This is a genomic window from Vibrio sp. ZF 223, assembly GCF_003050585.1.
In the GTDB taxonomy this organism is placed as follows: Bacteria; Pseudomonadota; Gammaproteobacteria; order Enterobacterales; family Vibrionaceae; genus Vibrio; species Vibrio crassostreae.
On sequence record NZ_PIGB01000002.1, the window covers coordinates 145,826 to 164,230 of the forward strand.

The following is an 18,405-nucleotide window of genomic DNA, read 5'->3' on the forward strand; positions in this document are numbered from 1 at the left end:
AACCCTTAATTTTCATAATTTTGTTTTGTTGCTTGTTTTCTAATCACTCACGGCAATAAAAAAGGGAAGCGCTTGGCTTCCCTTTTCTGTGTGCTGATTATTTAGTCATTTTTTGTGTAGAAACGCTGTAGCTCGGTTAGGCCTTGCATCAACACAGGTAAGCGAGGGCTTACGTTTTTCAAGCGTTTGTAATTCTGGTCGTACAATTTGTAGTTGCCAAATTTATCTAATACCGTTGTTTGTTGGTCAGTAACAAGAGCAAGTTCACGAGAGTCGCCCGCGAGGATCCACTTTCTCTTACGCTCATTAAACAGGCTGCGACCACTACTGAAGTCCGTTGGGTTCGAAGATACGCCCAATAGCTCTTGCATCAGTGTTACTGATACGTCTAGATGACTAGAACGGTGGGTGTATTCAGAAGCAGACTTACCTGGCCAGCTGATAAACAGTGGTACTTGTAACTGATAACGACTGTAGTTGGAGTTTGCACCCCAGCTGTTGGTTTTGGTTTCGTTAAACTCAGTACCGTGGTTAGAGGTAATGATAACTACTGTGTTGTCGGCGAGCTCTAAGCGTTCCAGTTCAGCGTAGATAGTTGCTAACTGAGCATCGGCCGCTGTTGCTGACTTTTGATAATCTGCAGCAAAACGTTCTGCTGTTGTTAACGTTGAGTCCGACTCTGAACTGGAATCGTAGCTGGCGAAGTTATCCAGTGTAGTCAGTTCAATAAAGTTAAACCAAGGGCGCTTAGCTTGTGGTGATTGAATCCAGTCAGACCAAGCTTTGATTGCACTCTGATCATCATAAGTTGCTTGCTGTGGCATCACATCACGGCCTCGGAAGATAATATCCGAGTAAAGTGAATCGCTAAAGTTGTCGCCACTGAAAGCAGCAAACTTATAATCGTGATTATCTAATACATCCAACAATACTGCGCTTGACCCTTGAGCTTCGATGCTGCTTGCGTAGCTGCTCGGCAGGCCGTAGAACAAGCCGAAAATACCAAACATATCGTTACTTGAACTGTAGTGGTTGGTGAAGTTGATCGACTGTTGTGCGTAAGCATAGCTGTTTGGCATCGCTGTCGCATTTAGTGCGTCAGTGCGAAGGTTGTTCACACTCACCATCAGGATATTAAGATCATCACTGCGGCGGTTGTATTGAATTTTTTCTAGCGGATAGCTAACTAGGTTTACGTTCTCTTTGTTCGCTTCTAAACGCTCAAGGTACTCTTCACGATCTAATAGGCCATGTTTTTCCATAAAGCTTTTCGCTGTCATTGGGTAAGACAGTGGGAAGTTCGCTTTCTGGCTAGTAATTGGGTTATAGAAATACGCATCAGCCCACATGTAGGTCAAGTGGCTGCTGATGAAACACAAGAAGAAGACCGCAGTAATCGGACGGCCAATGTGTTTATGAGACAGTTTACGCTGCTTACGCCAAACCCACTCAGACAGACCAAGCTGTAGTAAGAAGATAAATGGCATAACAATGAAGAGGTGCTGCAAATCAGACGTGAATGCAGATTCCTCTCCACTGAATAAAACCTCCCACACGACAGGTGTCAGGTGGAGGTTTATATTTTGATACGTTTGGGTATCAATCAGTAGGACAGTTAAACCTATGGTCGCAAAACAAACCGCAACCAAACGTAATAACTTCCTCGACGGAAGAATAAAAGTGAGCGGGAACAGCACTAATAGATAGAGCGCGAACACTAAAAAGCCAAAATGACCAACCCACGATGCAGCCAAATAAAATTGACCTAGCAAGGTTTCTGGCCAAGCAGATTGAGTAATATAACGAGTACCAATCAACATCGCAGCAATGATGTTGAAAAATGCAAACCAGTGACCCCAACCAACCAGTCGAGATACACGATCGCTATATGAGTTTGCGCTGTCTACCATTTATAATTCTTTTATCCGTCAATCAAATTTAGTGAGACTTTTTATCTTCAAGAGAAGAAATTAAAGCCTCGGCAAATTTTTCAGCAATTCCTTTGCGTTGTGAAGCAGCAACATTCTGATTTAAGACATTGGTTGCGATATTTCCAGCGATCATCAGTGAAAGCTCTGGCGAAGCTTTGTGCTTAGATAGTACAGCACCTACTTCAGCTAGGATTTTTTCAACTTGATCATCTGTGTATTTAGATATAATCGGCATAAGGACTCTAATAATGATAGTAAAAGCGGCTTATGATAACCTACTATGCACGACAACTGAAACCTGAACGGTAATATTTTCACTATGAGCCTTCACCTTTCCAACGTAATTTTACACCAGCTGAGTAAGAACGATCAGGATGAGCTGATTGTTAACTATCGTGCTGAATCTCTAGAAAACGATGCTTCATCTGAAAGCCTAGTTGCTGAACTTCACCGTGTTTTTAATTCAAAAGCAGGCAAAGGGTTTGGTTCTTTCAAATCTGACAGCGAATTCCAGCAGTGGTTGCATCAACTTCGTGCTGGTGAGACAAACTTTTACGATTTTTCTCAAAAGAGTGCGCAACGTCTAAAAGACGAACTATCAAAGTACCCATTCGCTGACGAAGGTATCTTGGTAATGGCCGAATATCAGTCACTTGCAACAGATTACCTTTTCATTGGTTTATTGCCTTCAAACCAAAGCCTAAAGGTAACTGAAGGGCTTGATATTAGTGCGACTGACTACCTTGATATCTCAAAAATGGATATCGCGGCTCGCCTAGACCTTTCTACTTATGAGACTGACAAAGAGTCAAACCGTTACTTAACTTACATTAAAGGACGTGTTGGCCGTAAAGTCGCGGATTTCTTCTTAGATTTCTTACAAGCTGAAGTCGGTTTGGATGCAAAACAACAAAACCAAGTACTGATGCAAGCGGTAGAAGACTTCGTTTCTGACTCTAAATTGGAAAAAGAAGAAGCGATCAGCTACAAAAAGCAGGTTGCGGATTACTGTAACGAGCAGCTTAAAGCCGGTGATGAAGTACAAGTGCGTGAACTTTCTGGAGAATTGCCAGCAAGCACAGATGGTACCAGCTTCTTTGACTATACTAGTGAGCAAGGCTACGAGCTAGAAGACAGCTTCCCAGCCGATCGCGCAACTATGCGTAAACTAACAAAATTTGTTGGTGCTGGTGGTGGTTTGAATGTTAGTTTTGATAGTCTGCTTCTAGGCGAACGTATCTTTTACGATCCGGAGACAGACACGCTTACGATTAAAGGCACTCCACCGAACTTACGTGACCAACTGACTCGCAATAAGTCATAGTCCGAAGTTAACGGATAAAAGCGGCAGCAGGATGTTGTCGCTTATTTTGTGCTCAATCTTTTAGTAAGTGTCATGGCTTCAAGTTAACACGCACAAGGAATATAGATGGAACAATCAGTAGCAAAGCCCAAACGCTTTAAAAAACCAGCGACCTTCTTGGTTGTGCTCTTGGCTCTGTGGCTACTTCCTTCATTGGCTCTTCTTAATCTAAGCCGTTCCTACACCAATTCTCTTGCTCAAATCGAAGAGCTCGGTATTCGAGTCAACGAATTGAGGCAATCGCTCTATTTCTCAGAACCGCTTCGAGTCTCTCGTATCAATGATCTTGCACTCGACGCTCAGTTGGTTTATTCGATCCGACTGCAGATTGAATCTGATTTCCAACACGCCTTGTTTCGTCCTGATGTGAACCAACTGTTGTACGTAGCCGATCAGTTCCTAGAAAAGTTCGATGAGTTCATTCCGATCGAAAGCCAAGTTCAAGACATTGTTGATAACATTAAGATGTTGCGTGCTGATAAAGAGCTTTCCCCTAAGCTAAAGCCACTACTAAATGAATTCGGAGTTGTGGTATTTGAAGCAATGTACTCTGACAATCAAAGTTCGTCAGCGACTTATCGATCCTTTGATTCCATTCTAGAAAAATCTTATTCATTAGAAACCGAAGAACAAGATGCACTCCAACAACTACTGGCTGATGCGTCAGCATTGTTGAGTGATTATGCTCAGCTTAACTATTTGGTCGATAAGATTAAGAAAAACTCAGTGAATGAACAGATCATTAAACTCGAAGCTGAGTTCCACGATCGTCAGTTCAACTTATTGTTGGTGATGCTAGGTCTAAGCTTAGTGGCAATGAGCGGGATAGTGTTGTGGGGCGTTAGATCCAAAAAAACGATTACAGAAGCCGGTCACGAACTCAGTTCTGAGCCTGAAATTGATTCCAGTAAAGAAAAGGCTTCTTCAAGCGACGTGGTTTCCTCAGCCGTGAAACAAGCAGATAATGACGCTTATGTGCCCGAGAACACGTCAACGAACCAGTATTCCGACCCTCAACCTCCGCAGAGTGTTAGCGTCTCAAGGCATGTTCAGCAACACTCTGTAGAGCAAGGCCTTGAACCGACGCCAGTAGAAGAAAAGCACATTGCTAGTGTGACAGATTCAAAGCCTGCAATTGATATCGAAGACATGTTAGAAACACTCGATGGTGATGCTGAATCTGTCGAACTGTTGCTTGGTGTGTTTGTACAAGATCATGCCGGTGACTACGAGAAGTTTAAATCTTTGCTGACCAAAGATGAAACCTCTGCCGCTCGCATTGTACATAGCTTAAAAGGTGTGGCTGGCAGTATCAAAGCGTCTCGGTTGGCGATTATTGCCGCGAGTATTGAAATGACAATGAAGCAGTCCAGAGCCATCAGCGAACACGACTTAGAAGAACTAGAGCAGGCAATAAAAGCCTCTGTGGATTCTGCTCATGAATATTTAGACAGTCAGCGTTAACTTTTACAGGAATTTTGACAATACTCTGACGAAGTGCTCATACAATCCGCGCCCTTAGTCTTTGTCAGAGGTTTATATGTTACGAGTTTCGAGTCGAAGTTGGATGGTGTTGGTGCTTAGCATTGTGCTAAGTGGTTGTTCTCTCTTAGAAGTTAAGTTAGATAGTCAAACGACGCCTCTCACTCAACAAGAGTTAAATGCTCGGATCATGACGCGTGAATATGCCAAGATGTTTTTTACACGAGTAGAAGACTCGGCTGATTTAATCGCGCAATCTTATCCTGCCGATGACACTTTACATCAATCTTATGTGTTGCTTTGGAAGATCCATGCAGAGCAGGGATTACAACAAGCGGCTTACCAAACTTCCCCAATGTCTGCGTTAATTGACTCGTGGGTTTTCACTGCCCAAATGAATCAGTTTTATAGCCAAGGCGATGGCGCGGACCTGTTCGCGACGGATGATGCGATAGAGACTGCTCGTTTTCTTGACCAAGAAGCAGAGAAACTGGCAAAGGGTGTATTGAGCTCCAGTGATTTCAAAAAAAGCAAAGCGTTCGTTGCTCAGTTTGCCGCTAGCCACCCATTTAAAGACCTCACATTCAGAAGCACGCCTGCTTACCGTGAATGGCTAAGTTACCTTGGTAAAGACGAGTCGCAAATCGTCCAGAGCTTAGGCACCATGCCAGAAGCAATGAGCGATGCATCAGACCGCTTAAGCTTAATGGCTGACCAGACCCCGAAACTGATGACGTGGAAAGCCGAGTTGGTTGCATTGAATAGCTCGCTAACGGGTGAAGACCTATCGATGACGCTAGAGAGCCTTCGTCAAACATCAGCAAGCATGCAAGACTTTATTGAGAACAACCCAGAATACATGCAAACGCTAGCCTCTATTATGTCGACAGAAATGCAGCCATTGCTCAATGATCTTAGTGACAAAACAGACCAAAAACTGGCGATGTTGAGCGATGAACGTGTGGCACTGGAAAAGATGGTGACACGTGAGAGAGAAGCCCTGGTTGAGATGATAGCCAAAGAGCGCATCGAGATTGCGGGTATTGTGACTTCAGAGAGAGAACTGTTCACACAAGACCTTGATCGCGTCTCTCAAGAGGTGGTGGTACTTGCGATTGATAAACTGATGGAGTTAATCAAAGGTGTGATTATCTACTTCATCCTGTTTATCTTAGTGGTGTTCTTTGCTCCGTTAGGTATCGGTTACTGGTTGGGTAAACGAACCGCCAACAAATAAGTAAATCATCAGATCAAAAAAGAGCGCTCTAGGGCGCTCTTTTTGCATTTAACCATTAAGTTTTGAGTTACGTTCGAAAGCGTTAGCTCCTGAACTTAAGCTTGTTGCTTGCTTAACTCTGTTGCTTCTTCAGCTTCAAACGCTGGTGCTGTTGGTTCACACTTATCAACGAACCAACCCATGTAAGATGTCACGATAGTCACGATGATACAGATGAAGCTTAACCACATGAACGGTGCGTAAGACAGCGTCGCAACACCAAGAATGCTCGCCATGTAGATACCGTTATCACTCCACGGGACCATACCCGACGTTAGCGTGCCACCAAACTCAGCATTACGAGATAGATTCTTACGCTTGTAGCCTAAACGGTCGTAGTTTTTCGCACAGATTTTTGGCGTAAGGATTAACGATACGTACATTGCAGAACCGAACACGTTACCCATGAAGGCCGTACCAATTGTGCTAGTCGCTAGTGAGCCTGCGCTGTTTACGCGGCGCTCAAACACCTTAGCGATTGTCTCTAGTACGCCCACTTTATCCAGTAAGCCACCGAAACCTAGACCAAATACGATAACCGCAACTGAACCCAGCATTGAAGACATGCCGCCACGGTTAAGAATCGAATCAATAAACTCTACGCCAGATGAGATTGAGAACGGTGCCCAAGCCGTATTGAATGCCGTAAGGAAGTCGATATCTTGGATCATGACCGCCCAGATAATACCCAGCAGAGAACCAAAGCTGATTACCGGGAATGAAGGCATACGGAAAGCCAACAGACCAAGCACGATCAGTACCGGAACGAATGAGTAAGGCGTGATGTAGAACTGAACTTCCATTGCTTTGATTACAGAGTCTACTTGGCTCATGTCAACGTTACCCGCATAGTGGAAACCAAACGCAGTAAACATGATGCCTGTAATCACGTAGCTGATTAATGCAACTGGAAGCATGCCCTTGATGTGTTCAACTACTTCAACACCAGACATTGAAGAAGCCAGAATCACTGAATCAGAAAGCGGAGACATCTTGTCACCGAAGTAACAACCTGACAGCACTGCACCTGCAGTAATCGGTGCTGGAACACCTAGGCCTTGGCCGATACCCATCATCGCGATACCTGCTGTACCCGCAGCTCCCCAAGAAGTACCGGTCGCCAATGCGGTTAGAGAACAGATAATCATGGTCGCTAAAAGGAAGATAGAAGGGTGGATAGCTTTCAGACCATAGTAAATGATAGTAGGTACGATTCCGCCTGAGATCCAAGTACCAACAAGAGCGCCAACGGCTAAAAGTATTAAAACCGCGCCTAAGCCATTGGATATTCCTTTGAGTGCTGCTTTTTCTAAGTCTTTGTATTGGTGTCCAAGACGAATACCAAGAACCATGATAATGAACCAGCCAATATACAAGGCAAGTTGAATTGGAAGGTCAAGCTTTGCAGTAAAGGAAAAAGCAAGGGATAGAAATAGTCCTAACGCGATGAATACCTGTAATAGGTTCGGTAGGCGAGTTTTACTCTGCTTCATAAAAGCCTCTTGTGATTTCGAGCATTTATAGTGCTTCGTTATAGTGTGTGGTGCAGAACGGACACTACAGTAATTAGTTTATTATATCGAAAAAATACGCCCAAGTTGTGATATTTGACTATTAAACCAATCAATTGTGGTTTCATAATCTGAAATATTGTTAAATTCATGATTGTTACATGTTGAAATCTGTCGCACGTTGTTTTCGTTTTGTAAAATAAAACTCTGATTAACCTTGGTTTGAAAGAGGGATTTACTGTTTGTGATGGGCGTCGACTCAATCGGTTTTGGCGTTGTAAATGTTTGAACTTGTCGATAATGAGCGCTTAATCAATGAGGTGGAGATGGAATGCCGATACAGAGATAACTGCACGATTCATTACGTTCACTTAAAAGAAACGAAAAAGTTACACTTTTTGACAAAAAGCACTTGAGTTCTGTTTCTGAAAAACTTATAGATGGGGGAGAGCAATTTTTAATTTATACATGGAGAGTGAGCGATGAGAGTAGGTCTAGTTGGTTGGCGTGGTATGGTTGGTTCTGTACTGATGCAACGTATGGTTGAAGAGAAAGACTTCGACTTGATTGAGCCTGTTTATTACAGCACATCTCAGATTGGTATTCCTGCCCCTGTTCTAGGCGGCAAAGATGCGGGTCTACTTCAAGACGCTTTTGATATTGATAGCCTAAAACAGCTTGATGCTGTGATTACCTGTCAAGGTGGCGATTACACATCAAAAGTATACCCAGCGCTGCGTCAAGCTGGTTGGAAAGGTTACTGGATTGATGCGGCTTCTACCTTACGTATGGATGCTGATTCAATCATCACTCTTGATCCTGTTAACTTGGCTCAAATCCAGCAAGGCATTCACAGCGGCACCAACACTTTCGTTGGCGGTAACTGTACTGTGAGCTTGATGCTTATGGCACTAGGCGGCCTATATGAAAAAGGCATGGTCGAGTGGATGAGTGCGATGACTTACCAAGCGGCATCGGGTGCTGGCGCTAAGAATATGCGTGAGCTGATCTCACAAATGGGTGTGATCAACGACAGCGTAAGCTCTGAGTTAGCAAATCCTTCAAGCTCGATTCTTGATATTGATAAGAAGGTTGCGGATACGATTCGTTCATCTTCATTCCCAACAGACCAATTTGGTGCTCCTCTTGCTGGCTCATTGATTCCTTGGATCGATGTGAAGCGTGAAAACGGCCAAAGCAAAGAAGAATGGAAAGCGGGCGTTGAAGCGAACAAGATTCTTGGCCTAGATGGTCAGCCAATCCCTATCGATGGTACTTGTGTACGTATCGGTGCAATGCGTTGTCACGCTCAAGCGCTAACGATTAAGCTTAAGCAAGACGTTCCAATGGACGAAATCGAAGAGATCATCGCGACACACAATGATTGGGTTAAAGTGATTCCTAATGACCGCGACATCACAGCACAGGAGCTAACACCAGCGAAAGTAACAGGCACTATGTCTGTACCAGTCGGTCGTCTGCGTAAGATGTCGATGGGTAACGACTTCCTAAACGCATTCACTGTTGGTGACCAACTGCTTTGGGGTGCTGCAGAACCACTACGTCGTACTTTACGCATTATCTTAGCTGAGAAGGCGTAATCGAAAGCTCTTTCTATTCAGAAGTTAAAGCAGGCGCCACTCTTTGTGAATGCTTAGCTTCGTGAGAGACAAAGGCCGGTGTTAATACATCGGCTTTTTTGTTTGCGGAAGGTTGATTAATTTCACTCGCGACTTCACTTAAATCTTCTCATTGGAATGGGACAAGGAAGAGATCCCCAACTCGTTCGTTCCTCACTCTTGAGGATGACGTTTTTCTTCTAACTTAAATTGCGTCATTCCCGATAGCGACGAAGGAGCGTAGTCGGGAATCTCGTTTTGGCTCAGTGAACCAACATCAAAAAAGGTGACGATAAACGCCACCCTTTTAGTATTTTTGTGTCACATACTCAAATCACGAAACTGCTATTAAATCTTTTTCGCATCTCGCTACCCGAATCTCGCATCTGCTTTTATTTCTCTTCAGTGACGACACGCTTGTCTGGATCTGCCAATTCGCTTGCACAGTGTTTGCAATACATGGCGTCAGAATCATGACCCGCTCGGTTGCAGTTAGGACACTTAACCAACTCTTTGTGTGAGTTCATTTCATTACTGAGTTCTGCAGTAATAATTCCTGTCGGCACCGCCAAAATTGAGTAACCCAATAGCATGGTCAGTGATGCTATGGCTTTGCCAAGCGCGGTCTGCGGCACCATGTCACCATACCCCACTGTCGTGATAGTTACGATTGCCCAATAGATGCTGTGAGGAATACTGGTGAAGCCATTTTCTGGGCCTTCAATAACAAAGATCAGAGCACCAAAGATAACGACTAAGATCCCAACTGTGCTGAAGAAGATAAGTATCTTTCGTCTTGCCATTAACAGTGAGCGCAACAGAATATTGGAATCTTGCAGGTAGCGAACCAGTTTTAGGATTCGGAAGATACGCATCACACGAAGCAGCCTCACCACACCCATAAACGAAGCACCAGGGAAGATGATCGCTAAGTAGGTTGGAAGAATCGCTAATAGGTCAACGACACCGTAAAAGCTGGTGGCATAAGATTTTGGTTTTGGAGAACAATAGAGCCTCAACAGATACTCAAGCGTAAAGAGGGCAGTAAAGCTGTATTCAATGTAACGCAACTGCTGTGACCACTCGGTCATCACATTAGGGATCGACTCTAAGATAAGCACCAACAGCGAAGCCAAGATTGCAACGATCAGTGAAATATCAAATGCGCGTCCGGCTGGAGTGTGAGTGCCAAAGATAATGACGTACAAATGATGCTTAAGTGGCTTACGTGACATAAGGAGAGATTCATCTTCTGTTAAATGCATTAACAGTCATTATACTAGCTTCATAATAACGAGGCGAGTGAAAGCCCAATTGCTTTACTCGCCTCATCTATATTTCAATATTGTTGCCCTTTATAGAGCAACCGAAATGCCGTTAAACGTTATGCCAAACCTGGGAACAAATTACGTAAGCCATTGGCGATGAACTCGATGCCCAATGCGCCAAGAATCAAGCCCATGATACGTGTAATAACGTTGATACCGGTTTGACCAAGGAAACGAACGATAACTGGCGCTGAACGGAACAAAAGCCAAGAGCAAGTTGCGAAGGCAATAATGCTAATGCCGATGCCTACCGTATCAATAGCAGCAGGGTAGCGAGAACCGTAAACAATGGTCGAGCTAATTGCTCCCGGACCTGCCATTAGCGGCATAGCCAGCGGAACAACGCCGATCTGCTCTTTACTGATGTATTCCGATTTTTCTTGTTTGTTCTGCTTATCTTCACCGAGCTTACCGCTCATCATCGAAAATGCGATGCTCAATAACAGTAAGCCACCTGCAACGCGGAATGAATCTAACGAGATGCTAAACATATCAAGAAGCATTTGCCCCGCAACAAGCGACACAATCAAGATAACGGCAACAGCAATGTTGGCTTGTAAGGCTGTCCTGTTTCGCTCTTCTGGTGGCATATGAGCAGTTAGAGAAACAAAAACAGGCATGATGCCGATTGGGTTTACGGCTGCAACAAGCCCAAGGAAGAATTGCATAAAGATTGCGAGTTCTAAACCTTGCATGAGAGCGATCTCCAGTAACGTTAAGTAGGATAGTGGGTTTGATCTGACCTTTGTCAGAGTGCGTAATGTAAGGGACAAATTCAATGAGAGCGAATGAAAAAAACTAACTTGAAGAAGGGGCTATTTTTTAGAAAAACTAATTGAGTGTGAGATGTGTAATGTCAGTGTTACAAATTGTTTTCTCGTGTTTCGTGCTGTAATGTAATTTGAACTAAATGTTATCTCACGCACGCTTTTAATAAAAATTATGACAGTTTCTAGCTCGTTGCAACGGTATGGATATACTCTCAGTAGCACGAATATAGCTGTATACATGTAATTTAACGGACTAAAAATGAAACTTTTTTACAGTTTATGACGCAATGTAGAAAAAAGTCGTCTGTTTGCTTGTTTTTTGTGCTGATGGAAAATGTGATTTTAATCTATTTAAATCAGCGTCTTAGGTTCATTTTTGCGATTGTCTTACTACTTTTTGGTTAATTCTTTTTGGGTAACTGATCTGGGTCAATTTTTTTCATACAGTGAAATAATATACTCAGTCCTGAAAGCAATTTACTAAGAACGTTGTTGTTTGAGGTTAAAAGCAAGCAGCGAAATTAATAAAAAGTTTTTAATATTTATTATTTTAGGAGATCCACCATGCCTGTAACTAACTTAGCGGAACTTGATGCTCTAGTAGCTCGCGTTAAAGCAGCACAAGAAGAGTTTGCAACATTCTCTCAAGAGAAAGTAGACGCAATCTTCCGTGCAGCTTCTCTTGCTGCTAACCACGCTCGTATTCCACTAGCACAACAAGCAGTTGCTGAATCTGGAATGGGTATTGTTGAAGATAAGGTTATCAAAAACCACTTTGCATCTGAATTTATCTACAACAAATACAAAGACGAAAAAACATGTGGCATCTTAGAAGAAGATGACAACCTAGGCACAATGACTATCGCCGAGCCTGTAGGTATCATCTGTGGTATCGTTCCAACAACGAACCCAACTTCTACAGCAATCTTCAAATCTCTAATCTCTCTTAAGACACGTAACGGCATCATCTTCTCGCCACACCCACGTGCAAAGAACTCAACTAACGACGCAGCGAAACTGGTTCTAGACGCAGCTGTTGCAGCTGGTGCTCCAAAAGACATCATCGGTTGGATCGACCAACCATCTGTAGAGCTTTCTAACGCGCTTATGAAGCACGACGGTATCGCACTTATCCTTGCTACTGGTGGTCCAGGCATGGTTAAAGCAGCATACTCTTCTGGTAAGCCTGCAATCGGTGTTGGTGCTGGTAACGTTCCTGTAGTTATCGATGAAACAGCTGACATCAAACGTGCTGTAGCATCTATCCTAATGTCTAAAACATTCGATAACGGCGTTGTATGTGCTTCTGAGCAAGCAGCAATCGTTGTTGGTGAAGTATATGACGAAGTTAAAGAGCGTTTCGCTTCTCACAAAGCTCACGTTCTATCTAAAGCTGACGCTGATAAAGTACGTAAAGTGCTTCTTATCGACGGCAACTTAAACGCTAAAATCGTAGGTCAACCTGCTCCAGCAATCGCTGAAATGGCTGGTGTTAAAGTTCCTGCTGATACAAAAGTACTTGTAGGTGAAGGTCTTGGTAAAGTTTCTTACGATGACGAATTCGCTCACGAGAAACTATCTCCAACTCTAGGTCTATTCCGCGCAGACGACTTCGAAGACGCTGTTGCTCAAGCGGTAACTATGGTTGAAATCGGTGGTATCGGTCACACATCTGGTCTTTACACTAACCAAGATACTAACGCAGACCGCATCCGTTACTTCGGTGACAAGATGAAGACTGCTCGTATCCTAATCAACATCCCTACTACTCACGGTGGTATCGGTGACCTGTACAACTTCAACGTTGCACCTTCTCTAACTCTAGGTTGTGGTTCATGGGGTGGTAACTCTATCTCTGAGAACGTAGGTCCTAAGCACCTTATCAACAAGAAAACTGTAGCGAAGCGAGCTGAAAACATGTTGTGGCACAAACTACCTAAGTCTATCTACTTCCGTCGTGGTAGCCTTCCAATCGCAATGAGCGACCTAGAAGGTAAGAAACGCGCATTCCTAGTAACTGACCGTTTCCTATTCAACAACGGTTACGCTGATGACGTAGTTAGCCTGCTTAAAGCACAAGGCATCGAAGTTCAAACTTTCTTCGACGTAGAAGCAGATCCAACGCTATCTGTTGTTGAGAAAGGTGCTGAAGCAATGAAGAGCTTCCAACCTGACGTAATCCTAGCTCTAGGTGGCGGTTCTCCAATGGATGCTGCTAAGATCATGTGGGTTATGTACGAGCACCCAGAAACTCACTTCGAAGAACTAGCAATGCGCTTTATGGATATCCGTAAACGTATCTACAAGTTCCCTAAAATGGGTCAAAAAGCTGAGCTAGTATGTATTACTACTACTTCAGGTACGGGTTCAGAGGTTACTCCATTCGCTGTTGTTACAGACGACAAGACTGGTGCTAAGTACCCACTAGCTGACTACGAAATCACGCCAAACATGGCTATCGTTGATGCGAACCTAGTAATGAACATGCCTAAGTCTCTAACAGCGTTCGGTGGTTACGATGCAGTAACTCACGCTCTTGAAGCTTACGTATCTGTTCTAGCGAACGAATACTCAGACGGTCAAGCTCTTCAAGCTCTTAAGATGCTTAAAGAATACCTACCATCAAGCTACAAAAATGGTGCGGCTGACCCAATCGCTCGTGAGAAAGTACACAACGCAGCAACTATCGCTGGTGTAGCATTTGCGAACGCATTCCTAGGTGTGTGTCACTCAATGGCTCACAAAATTGGTGCTGAGTTCCACCTACCACACGGTCTTGCTAACGCACTACTTATCTCAAACGTTGTACGTTACAACGCGAACGATAACCCAACTAAGCAGACTGCATTCTCTCAGTACGACCGTCCACAAGCACGTCGTCGTTACGCTGAAGTTGCTGACCACCTAGGCCTAAGCCAAGCTGGTGACCGTACTGCTCAGAAGATTGAACGTCTACTGACTTGGTTAGAAGAGCTTAAGAAAGACCTAGACATCCCACTATCTATCCAAGCTGCGGGTGTTAACGAGTCTGACTTCATCGCTAAACTAGACGAGCTAGCTGTTGAAGCGTTCGATGACCAGTGTACAGGTGCTAACCCACGTTACCCTCTAATCACTGAGCTAAAAGAAGTGCTAACAACTTCTTACTTCGGCCAACCATACGTTGAAGGCGAAACTTTCGAAGGTACTACAGTTATCCTTAAGAAAGCAGACCAAAAGCCAGCTGAAGCGAAAGCGCCAAAAGCTAAAAAAGAAAAAGCTAACGCATAATAAGTAAGCATTAGTTTTGAGATAAGTTTTCGCTAGCACGATACTTATCTATCGGGAAAAGATGAAAGCCCCAGTCGAGAGACTGGGGCTTTTTTTATGTTTGGTTCGTTTATAAAACAGATTGAAAGGCGATAGCTCTTGTACTCAATATGAGCTGTGTTCGTCACTATATATTTTGGAGTCGGGAACGGGTTAAACCTCTGCCGCCACAACTCGCCCACTGAAGTAGTCGTTCGAGACAATGTATTCGGTTGTTCTAGTAAGTTCATCTTGCAGCTGCGCCCAATGGCATCGGTTGAGTTTGCCATCAGAGTTATGAACGGCGGGGACAACACCCCCGACTCGAATACCATATGGAGTCAGTTCTTTAGCCCAACTATGGGTAAAGCCAGTGATCATAGAGTTTGCGCTCTCTAAACCGGACATATCGTGAAAGTCATCATGAGATATCACATTCACAATCACGCCTTCCTTGTCTTCCTCTCGCAACCTCTCGGCACTAATTTGCCCAAATGCGAAAAGGGTCGATGCCATCGATGAGAGATCATTAATAAAGCTGCTGACAGGCTGATCACCAATTAGGCTTGGCATTGGGGAGCTTATCCAATTGTTGACCAGCACATCAGGTGTAGTGTTGAAGGTCGATTGAATAAAATCATATACGCTGATAATCGCTTGGTTGTCATTGCCTTTGAGCGGGTAATGGTAAACAGAGTCAGAAAATCGGGCACATTGTAAATAAGTTGCCTGAAGTGCTTCTGAGTCCTTATCACAAAGGATGACTGTGGCTCCAAGGTTAACAAAGTGGTTCGCAATCGTCCCTCCCAGCCGCGAGCCAGCAGATGTCACCAATATGATTGAGCTTTTTATTTTCATCCCAGTACCTAAACAAATCGTCCATGTCGAACAAGGATGGGTTAAATTTCATACAATGGGTGTGAATTGGCTCAAACTAAGCTGTACCTATTAATAAGTTTTTATGAACTTAGTGGCACGTCACATTTTGTAGTAACTTCAAGCGGTAACCGACATCTAGTGTTTTTAGCTTGCCTAAGGCTAGTGGTTCATATCACTCGCATGAATGCTTTAATGTGCGCGAGTTAATTCAAGAAGAGCGGTGGATAGACAGCGAAAAAGGGAAAGCTAGGTGACCGCTATACTTGAGCTTGAATTTGATACTGACGTTGCGCGGTAGTTAGATCATTGTAGAGCGTGGCATGTGGCAAATCAGGTGAATCCTTGCTTGCTAGTTTGCGTCGGTCATGACCAGAAAGATTTTGATAAACCTCTTCGGGTAAGTCGCCCGTATCTTCAGGCATGAAGGCAAGCGCTTCAGGCTTTAAGTAATGGCTGAGCTTGGCGCTGGCAAGGCTGGCTTGATGAAAATGATTAGATTGTTGAGCTGAAATTTCATACGACGACTGGTTTGAACGCAGTTGTTGAGGTTCTGCTACGCCGAATTGTTTACGGAGGCGATCTTCATTGGTCTCTGTGATTTCAATGGTGTCAATCGGCGTGCAATCACGAACATCATTAGAAAACATAGATAACAGCAACGCGAAATCTGCACGGCGACCTTGCTCAACCGCTTGGCTGATCCCGATGCCGAACTTCAGTTCGTTGATGATTCCTGCTTTGTCTAAAGTATGTATTTGCATGTCGCCTCTCATTGGATACACCTTTAACGGCATGGAGTCGGCAAACTTTAGTGTTTAATGACAGGCAAATAGAGAATTTATACAACGGGGGGAAGAACGATATCAATAGGTCGAGAAGTAATCTCTATCGGCAAGTTGATTACGAAATGTCGAGATTTTGTGGAATACGACAGATACAAAAAAGCTCACGCCGAAGCATGAGCTTTCAATAGATAACTCGCTATAAATAGCTCAGCGTAAGTAATAATTACTTAGCTAGGTTCTCTTCTACGAAAGACCAGTTTACTAGGTTCCAGAATGCAGCCATGTAGTCAGGGCGAACATTGCGGAAATCGATGTAGTAAGCGTGTTCCCATAGGTCAACAGTTAGAAGTGGAGTAACACCTTCTTCTGTTAGAGGAGTAGCAGCGTTAGAAGTGTTAACGATGTCTAGAGAACCGTCAGCTTTCTTAACTAACCAAGTCCAAGAAGAACCGAAGTTGTTGATTGCTGAATCAGTGAATTTCGCTTTGAATTCTTCGAAAGAACCGAATGCAGCGTTGATAGCTTCTGCAACAGCGCCAGTTGGTTCGCCGCCTGCTTTAGGAGCAAGACAGTGCCAGTAGAACGTGTGGTTCCAGATTTGAGCAGCGTTATTGAAAACACCACCAGTAGAAGTCTTAACGATCTCTTCTAGTGTTTTGCCTTCAAACTCAGTACCTGGGATAAGACCGTTTAGCTTAACAACGTAAGTGTTGTGGTGCTTACCGTGGTGGAAATCTAGCGTTTCTGCTGAGATGTGTGGTTCTAGCGCGTCTTTCGCGTAAGGAAGAGCCGGTAGTTCAAATGCCATTGCTCAATTCTCCATTGATATGAAAGAGTTAACTCTTTCGATTGCTTCCAGTGATATTATTATTCATGGCTCGCTATACTGCCAACCATGGTCAATTTGCTGACTTGCGATATAGTTTAGCAAGTTTTTACTTTATTAAAAGCTTATTTCATCACTTTTGTGTGAATTGTTAGCTTAGCTTGTTAACCTCTTTTTTTATATGGTTTTTATTCTTTTGGTTTGGGGTAGAATAAAGGCAATAAAAGCCGTAATCCATTAACGAGGAAGCAATGGAAACTATCGATAAAATCAAACAGCAAATTGAAGAAAACACTATTCTACTGTACATGAAAGGTTCTCCTAAGCTACCTAGCTGTGGTTTCTCTTCTCAAGCGTCTCAAGCTCTAATGGCATGTGGCGAAAAATTTGCTTACGTAGATATCCTACAAAACCCTGATATCCGTGCAGAGCTTCCTGCTTACGCACAATGGCCAACTTTCCCACAACTTTGGGTTGAAGGTGAGCTAATCGGTGGTTGTGACATCATTCTTGAGATGTTCCAAAAAGGCGAACTTCAGCCAATCATCAAAGAAGCAGCGGCTAAAGTTGCTGGCGATGACGCTGAATAAGTTCTAGCCTTTGCGCTGAATAGTTAAAATGAGGGGCCTTAATTAGGCTCCTTTTTTGTTTGAATTGATCGAATCATTGACTCGATAAGGAATGAACAATGAACGTAAAACTTCATTATGTGCATGATCCAATGTGCAGCTGGTGTTGGGGTTACAAGCCAACACTTGAGTTATTGAAACAACAATTGCCTGCGAGCATTGAGTTTAACTATGTAGTGGGTGGTTTGGCCCCGGATTCTGATGAGCCAATGTCAGAAGAGATGAAAGGCAAGCTGCAAGCGATTTGGAAGCAAATCGAAGCTAAACTAGGGACTGAGTTTAACCATGAATTTTGGACTGAGTGCCAACCTGTTCGTAGTACTTACCCTGCATGCCGTGCTGTGATTGCCGCTGGTTTTCAAGACCACTACGAAGCGATGCTTGAAGCGATTCAACATGCTTATTATCTTCGTGCGATGTTGCCACATAGCCAAGAAACGCATCTGCAGTTGGCTGAAGAGCTAGGTATGAATGTTCAACAGTTTGAAAATGACCTTTCTAGCAAGTTATTGGAAAGTGAGTTAGATGACCAGTTAGGCTTTAAAGAAGCGATGGGAGTATTCTCTTATCCGACTTTAATGCTTGAAGTGAACGGCATCTTTAGTGAAGTTGAATTGGATTACCATTCAACGGAAGCAACGCTTAAGTCTATTCGCGAAATTCTAGTGAGTAATGCTCCCGCTGCGTAATTCAGCGAGAGTTGTCTGTATTGGCGCAA

The 18,405-nt window shown here is 43.7% G+C and carries 15 protein-coding genes; 7 read left to right on the top strand and 8 right to left on the bottom strand.

The features are described 5' to 3' along the window. Positions 1 to 101: 101 nt before the first annotated feature. A complete protein-coding gene (locus CWO13_RS05410) occupies positions 102 to 1,910 on the bottom strand; it encodes a DUF3413 domain-containing protein (protein ID WP_108082632.1) in 1,809 nt (602 codons plus the stop codon). 28 nt (positions 1,911 to 1,938) lie between these two features. Further along, positions 1,939 to 2,166, bottom strand: a complete 228-nt coding sequence (locus tag CWO13_RS05415) for a YejL family protein (protein WP_017068253.1) — start codon at positions 2,164 to 2,166, stop codon at positions 1,939 to 1,941. Positions 2,167 to 2,250: 84 nt separating this feature from the next. Between CWO13_RS05415 and yejK the strand changes: the two genes are divergently transcribed. The 3 genes from yejK (at position 2,251) to CWO13_RS05430 (ending at position 6,013) form a co-directional block, all read left to right on the top strand. Further along, positions 2,251 to 3,255, top strand: coding sequence for a nucleoid-associated protein YejK (gene yejK / locus CWO13_RS05420; protein ID WP_017061190.1), 1,005 nt, complete (start codon positions 2,251 to 2,253; stop codon positions 3,253 to 3,255). A gap of 105 nt (positions 3,256 to 3,360) precedes the next feature. After that, the gene (locus CWO13_RS05425; RefSeq protein ID WP_102433623.1) at positions 3,361 to 4,758 is read left to right on the top strand and encodes an Hpt domain-containing protein; all 1,398 of its coding nucleotides are present in this window, start codon (positions 3,361 to 3,363) and stop codon (positions 4,756 to 4,758) included. 76 nt (positions 4,759 to 4,834) lie between these two features. Next, on the top strand, positions 4,835 to 6,013 hold the full coding sequence (locus CWO13_RS05430; RefSeq protein ID WP_102433624.1) for a chemotaxis protein: 1,179 nt from the start codon (positions 4,835 to 4,837) through the stop codon (positions 6,011 to 6,013). Between the two features lie 95 nt (positions 6,014 to 6,108). Here CWO13_RS05430 and nhaC read toward each other — a convergent pair whose 3' ends face one another. Then, complete coding sequence (gene nhaC / locus CWO13_RS05435; protein ID WP_017063453.1) at positions 6,109 to 7,545, bottom strand: Na+/H+ antiporter NhaC; 1,437 nt, start codon at positions 7,543 to 7,545, stop codon at positions 6,109 to 6,111. A gap of 500 nt (positions 7,546 to 8,045) precedes the next feature. On the opposite strand from nhaC, the gene asd reads away from it, so the two are divergent. After that, positions 8,046 to 9,164 (top strand): aspartate-semialdehyde dehydrogenase, encoded by a 1,119-nt coding sequence (asd, locus tag CWO13_RS05440; RefSeq protein ID WP_017629874.1) that lies wholly within the window; start codon positions 8,046 to 8,048, stop codon positions 9,162 to 9,164. Positions 9,165 to 9,574: 410 nt separating this feature from the next. Here the strand turns inward: asd and CWO13_RS05450 are convergent, their stop codons facing one another. Together CWO13_RS05450 and CWO13_RS05455 are read right to left on the bottom strand one after the other, a co-directional pair. Next, positions 9,575 to 10,417 carry an ion transporter gene (locus CWO13_RS05450; protein ID WP_102478337.1) on the bottom strand — a complete coding sequence of 281 codons (843 nt, stop codon included), beginning with the start codon at positions 10,415 to 10,417 and terminating at the stop codon, positions 9,575 to 9,577. Between the two features lie 149 nt (positions 10,418 to 10,566). After that, the gene (locus CWO13_RS05455) at positions 10,567 to 11,205 is read right to left on the bottom strand and encodes a YchE family NAAT transporter (RefSeq protein ID WP_004734056.1); all 639 of its coding nucleotides are present in this window, start codon (positions 11,203 to 11,205) and stop codon (positions 10,567 to 10,569) included. A 639-nt stretch (positions 11,206 to 11,844) separates the two neighbouring features. On the opposite strand from CWO13_RS05455, the gene adhE reads away from it, so the two are divergent. Beyond that, positions 11,845 to 14,550 (top strand): bifunctional acetaldehyde-CoA/alcohol dehydrogenase, encoded by a 2,706-nt coding sequence (adhE, locus tag CWO13_RS05460; protein ID WP_048659757.1) that lies wholly within the window; start codon positions 11,845 to 11,847, stop codon positions 14,548 to 14,550. Between the two features lie 192 nt (positions 14,551 to 14,742). On the opposite strand, the gene CWO13_RS05465 is transcribed toward adhE, so the two are convergent. From CWO13_RS05465 to sodB, 3 genes are all read right to left on the bottom strand, one after another. Further along, on the bottom strand, positions 14,743 to 15,426 hold the full coding sequence (locus CWO13_RS05465) for an SDR family oxidoreductase (RefSeq protein ID WP_048659756.1): 684 nt from the start codon (positions 15,424 to 15,426) through the stop codon (positions 14,743 to 14,745). Between the two features lie 278 nt (positions 15,427 to 15,704). Beyond that, a complete protein-coding gene (locus CWO13_RS05470) occupies positions 15,705 to 16,208 on the bottom strand; it encodes a VC2046/SO_2500 family protein (RefSeq protein WP_261378607.1) in 504 nt (167 codons plus the stop codon). A 247-nt stretch (positions 16,209 to 16,455) separates the two neighbouring features. Beyond that, a complete protein-coding gene (gene sodB, locus CWO13_RS05475; RefSeq protein WP_004734050.1) occupies positions 16,456 to 17,040 on the bottom strand; it encodes a superoxide dismutase [Fe] in 585 nt (194 codons plus the stop codon). A 269-nt stretch (positions 17,041 to 17,309) separates the two neighbouring features. Between sodB and CWO13_RS05480 the strand changes: the two genes are divergently transcribed. Both CWO13_RS05480 and CWO13_RS05485 read left to right on the top strand, forming a co-directional pair. After that, the gene (locus CWO13_RS05480) at positions 17,310 to 17,648 is read left to right on the top strand and encodes a Grx4 family monothiol glutaredoxin (RefSeq protein WP_004741702.1); all 339 of its coding nucleotides are present in this window, start codon (positions 17,310 to 17,312) and stop codon (positions 17,646 to 17,648) included. 98 nt (positions 17,649 to 17,746) lie between these two features. Further along, on the top strand, positions 17,747 to 18,376 hold the full coding sequence (locus CWO13_RS05485) for a DsbA family protein (protein WP_057622342.1): 630 nt from the start codon (positions 17,747 to 17,749) through the stop codon (positions 18,374 to 18,376). Positions 18,377 to 18,405 lie beyond the last annotated feature (29 nt).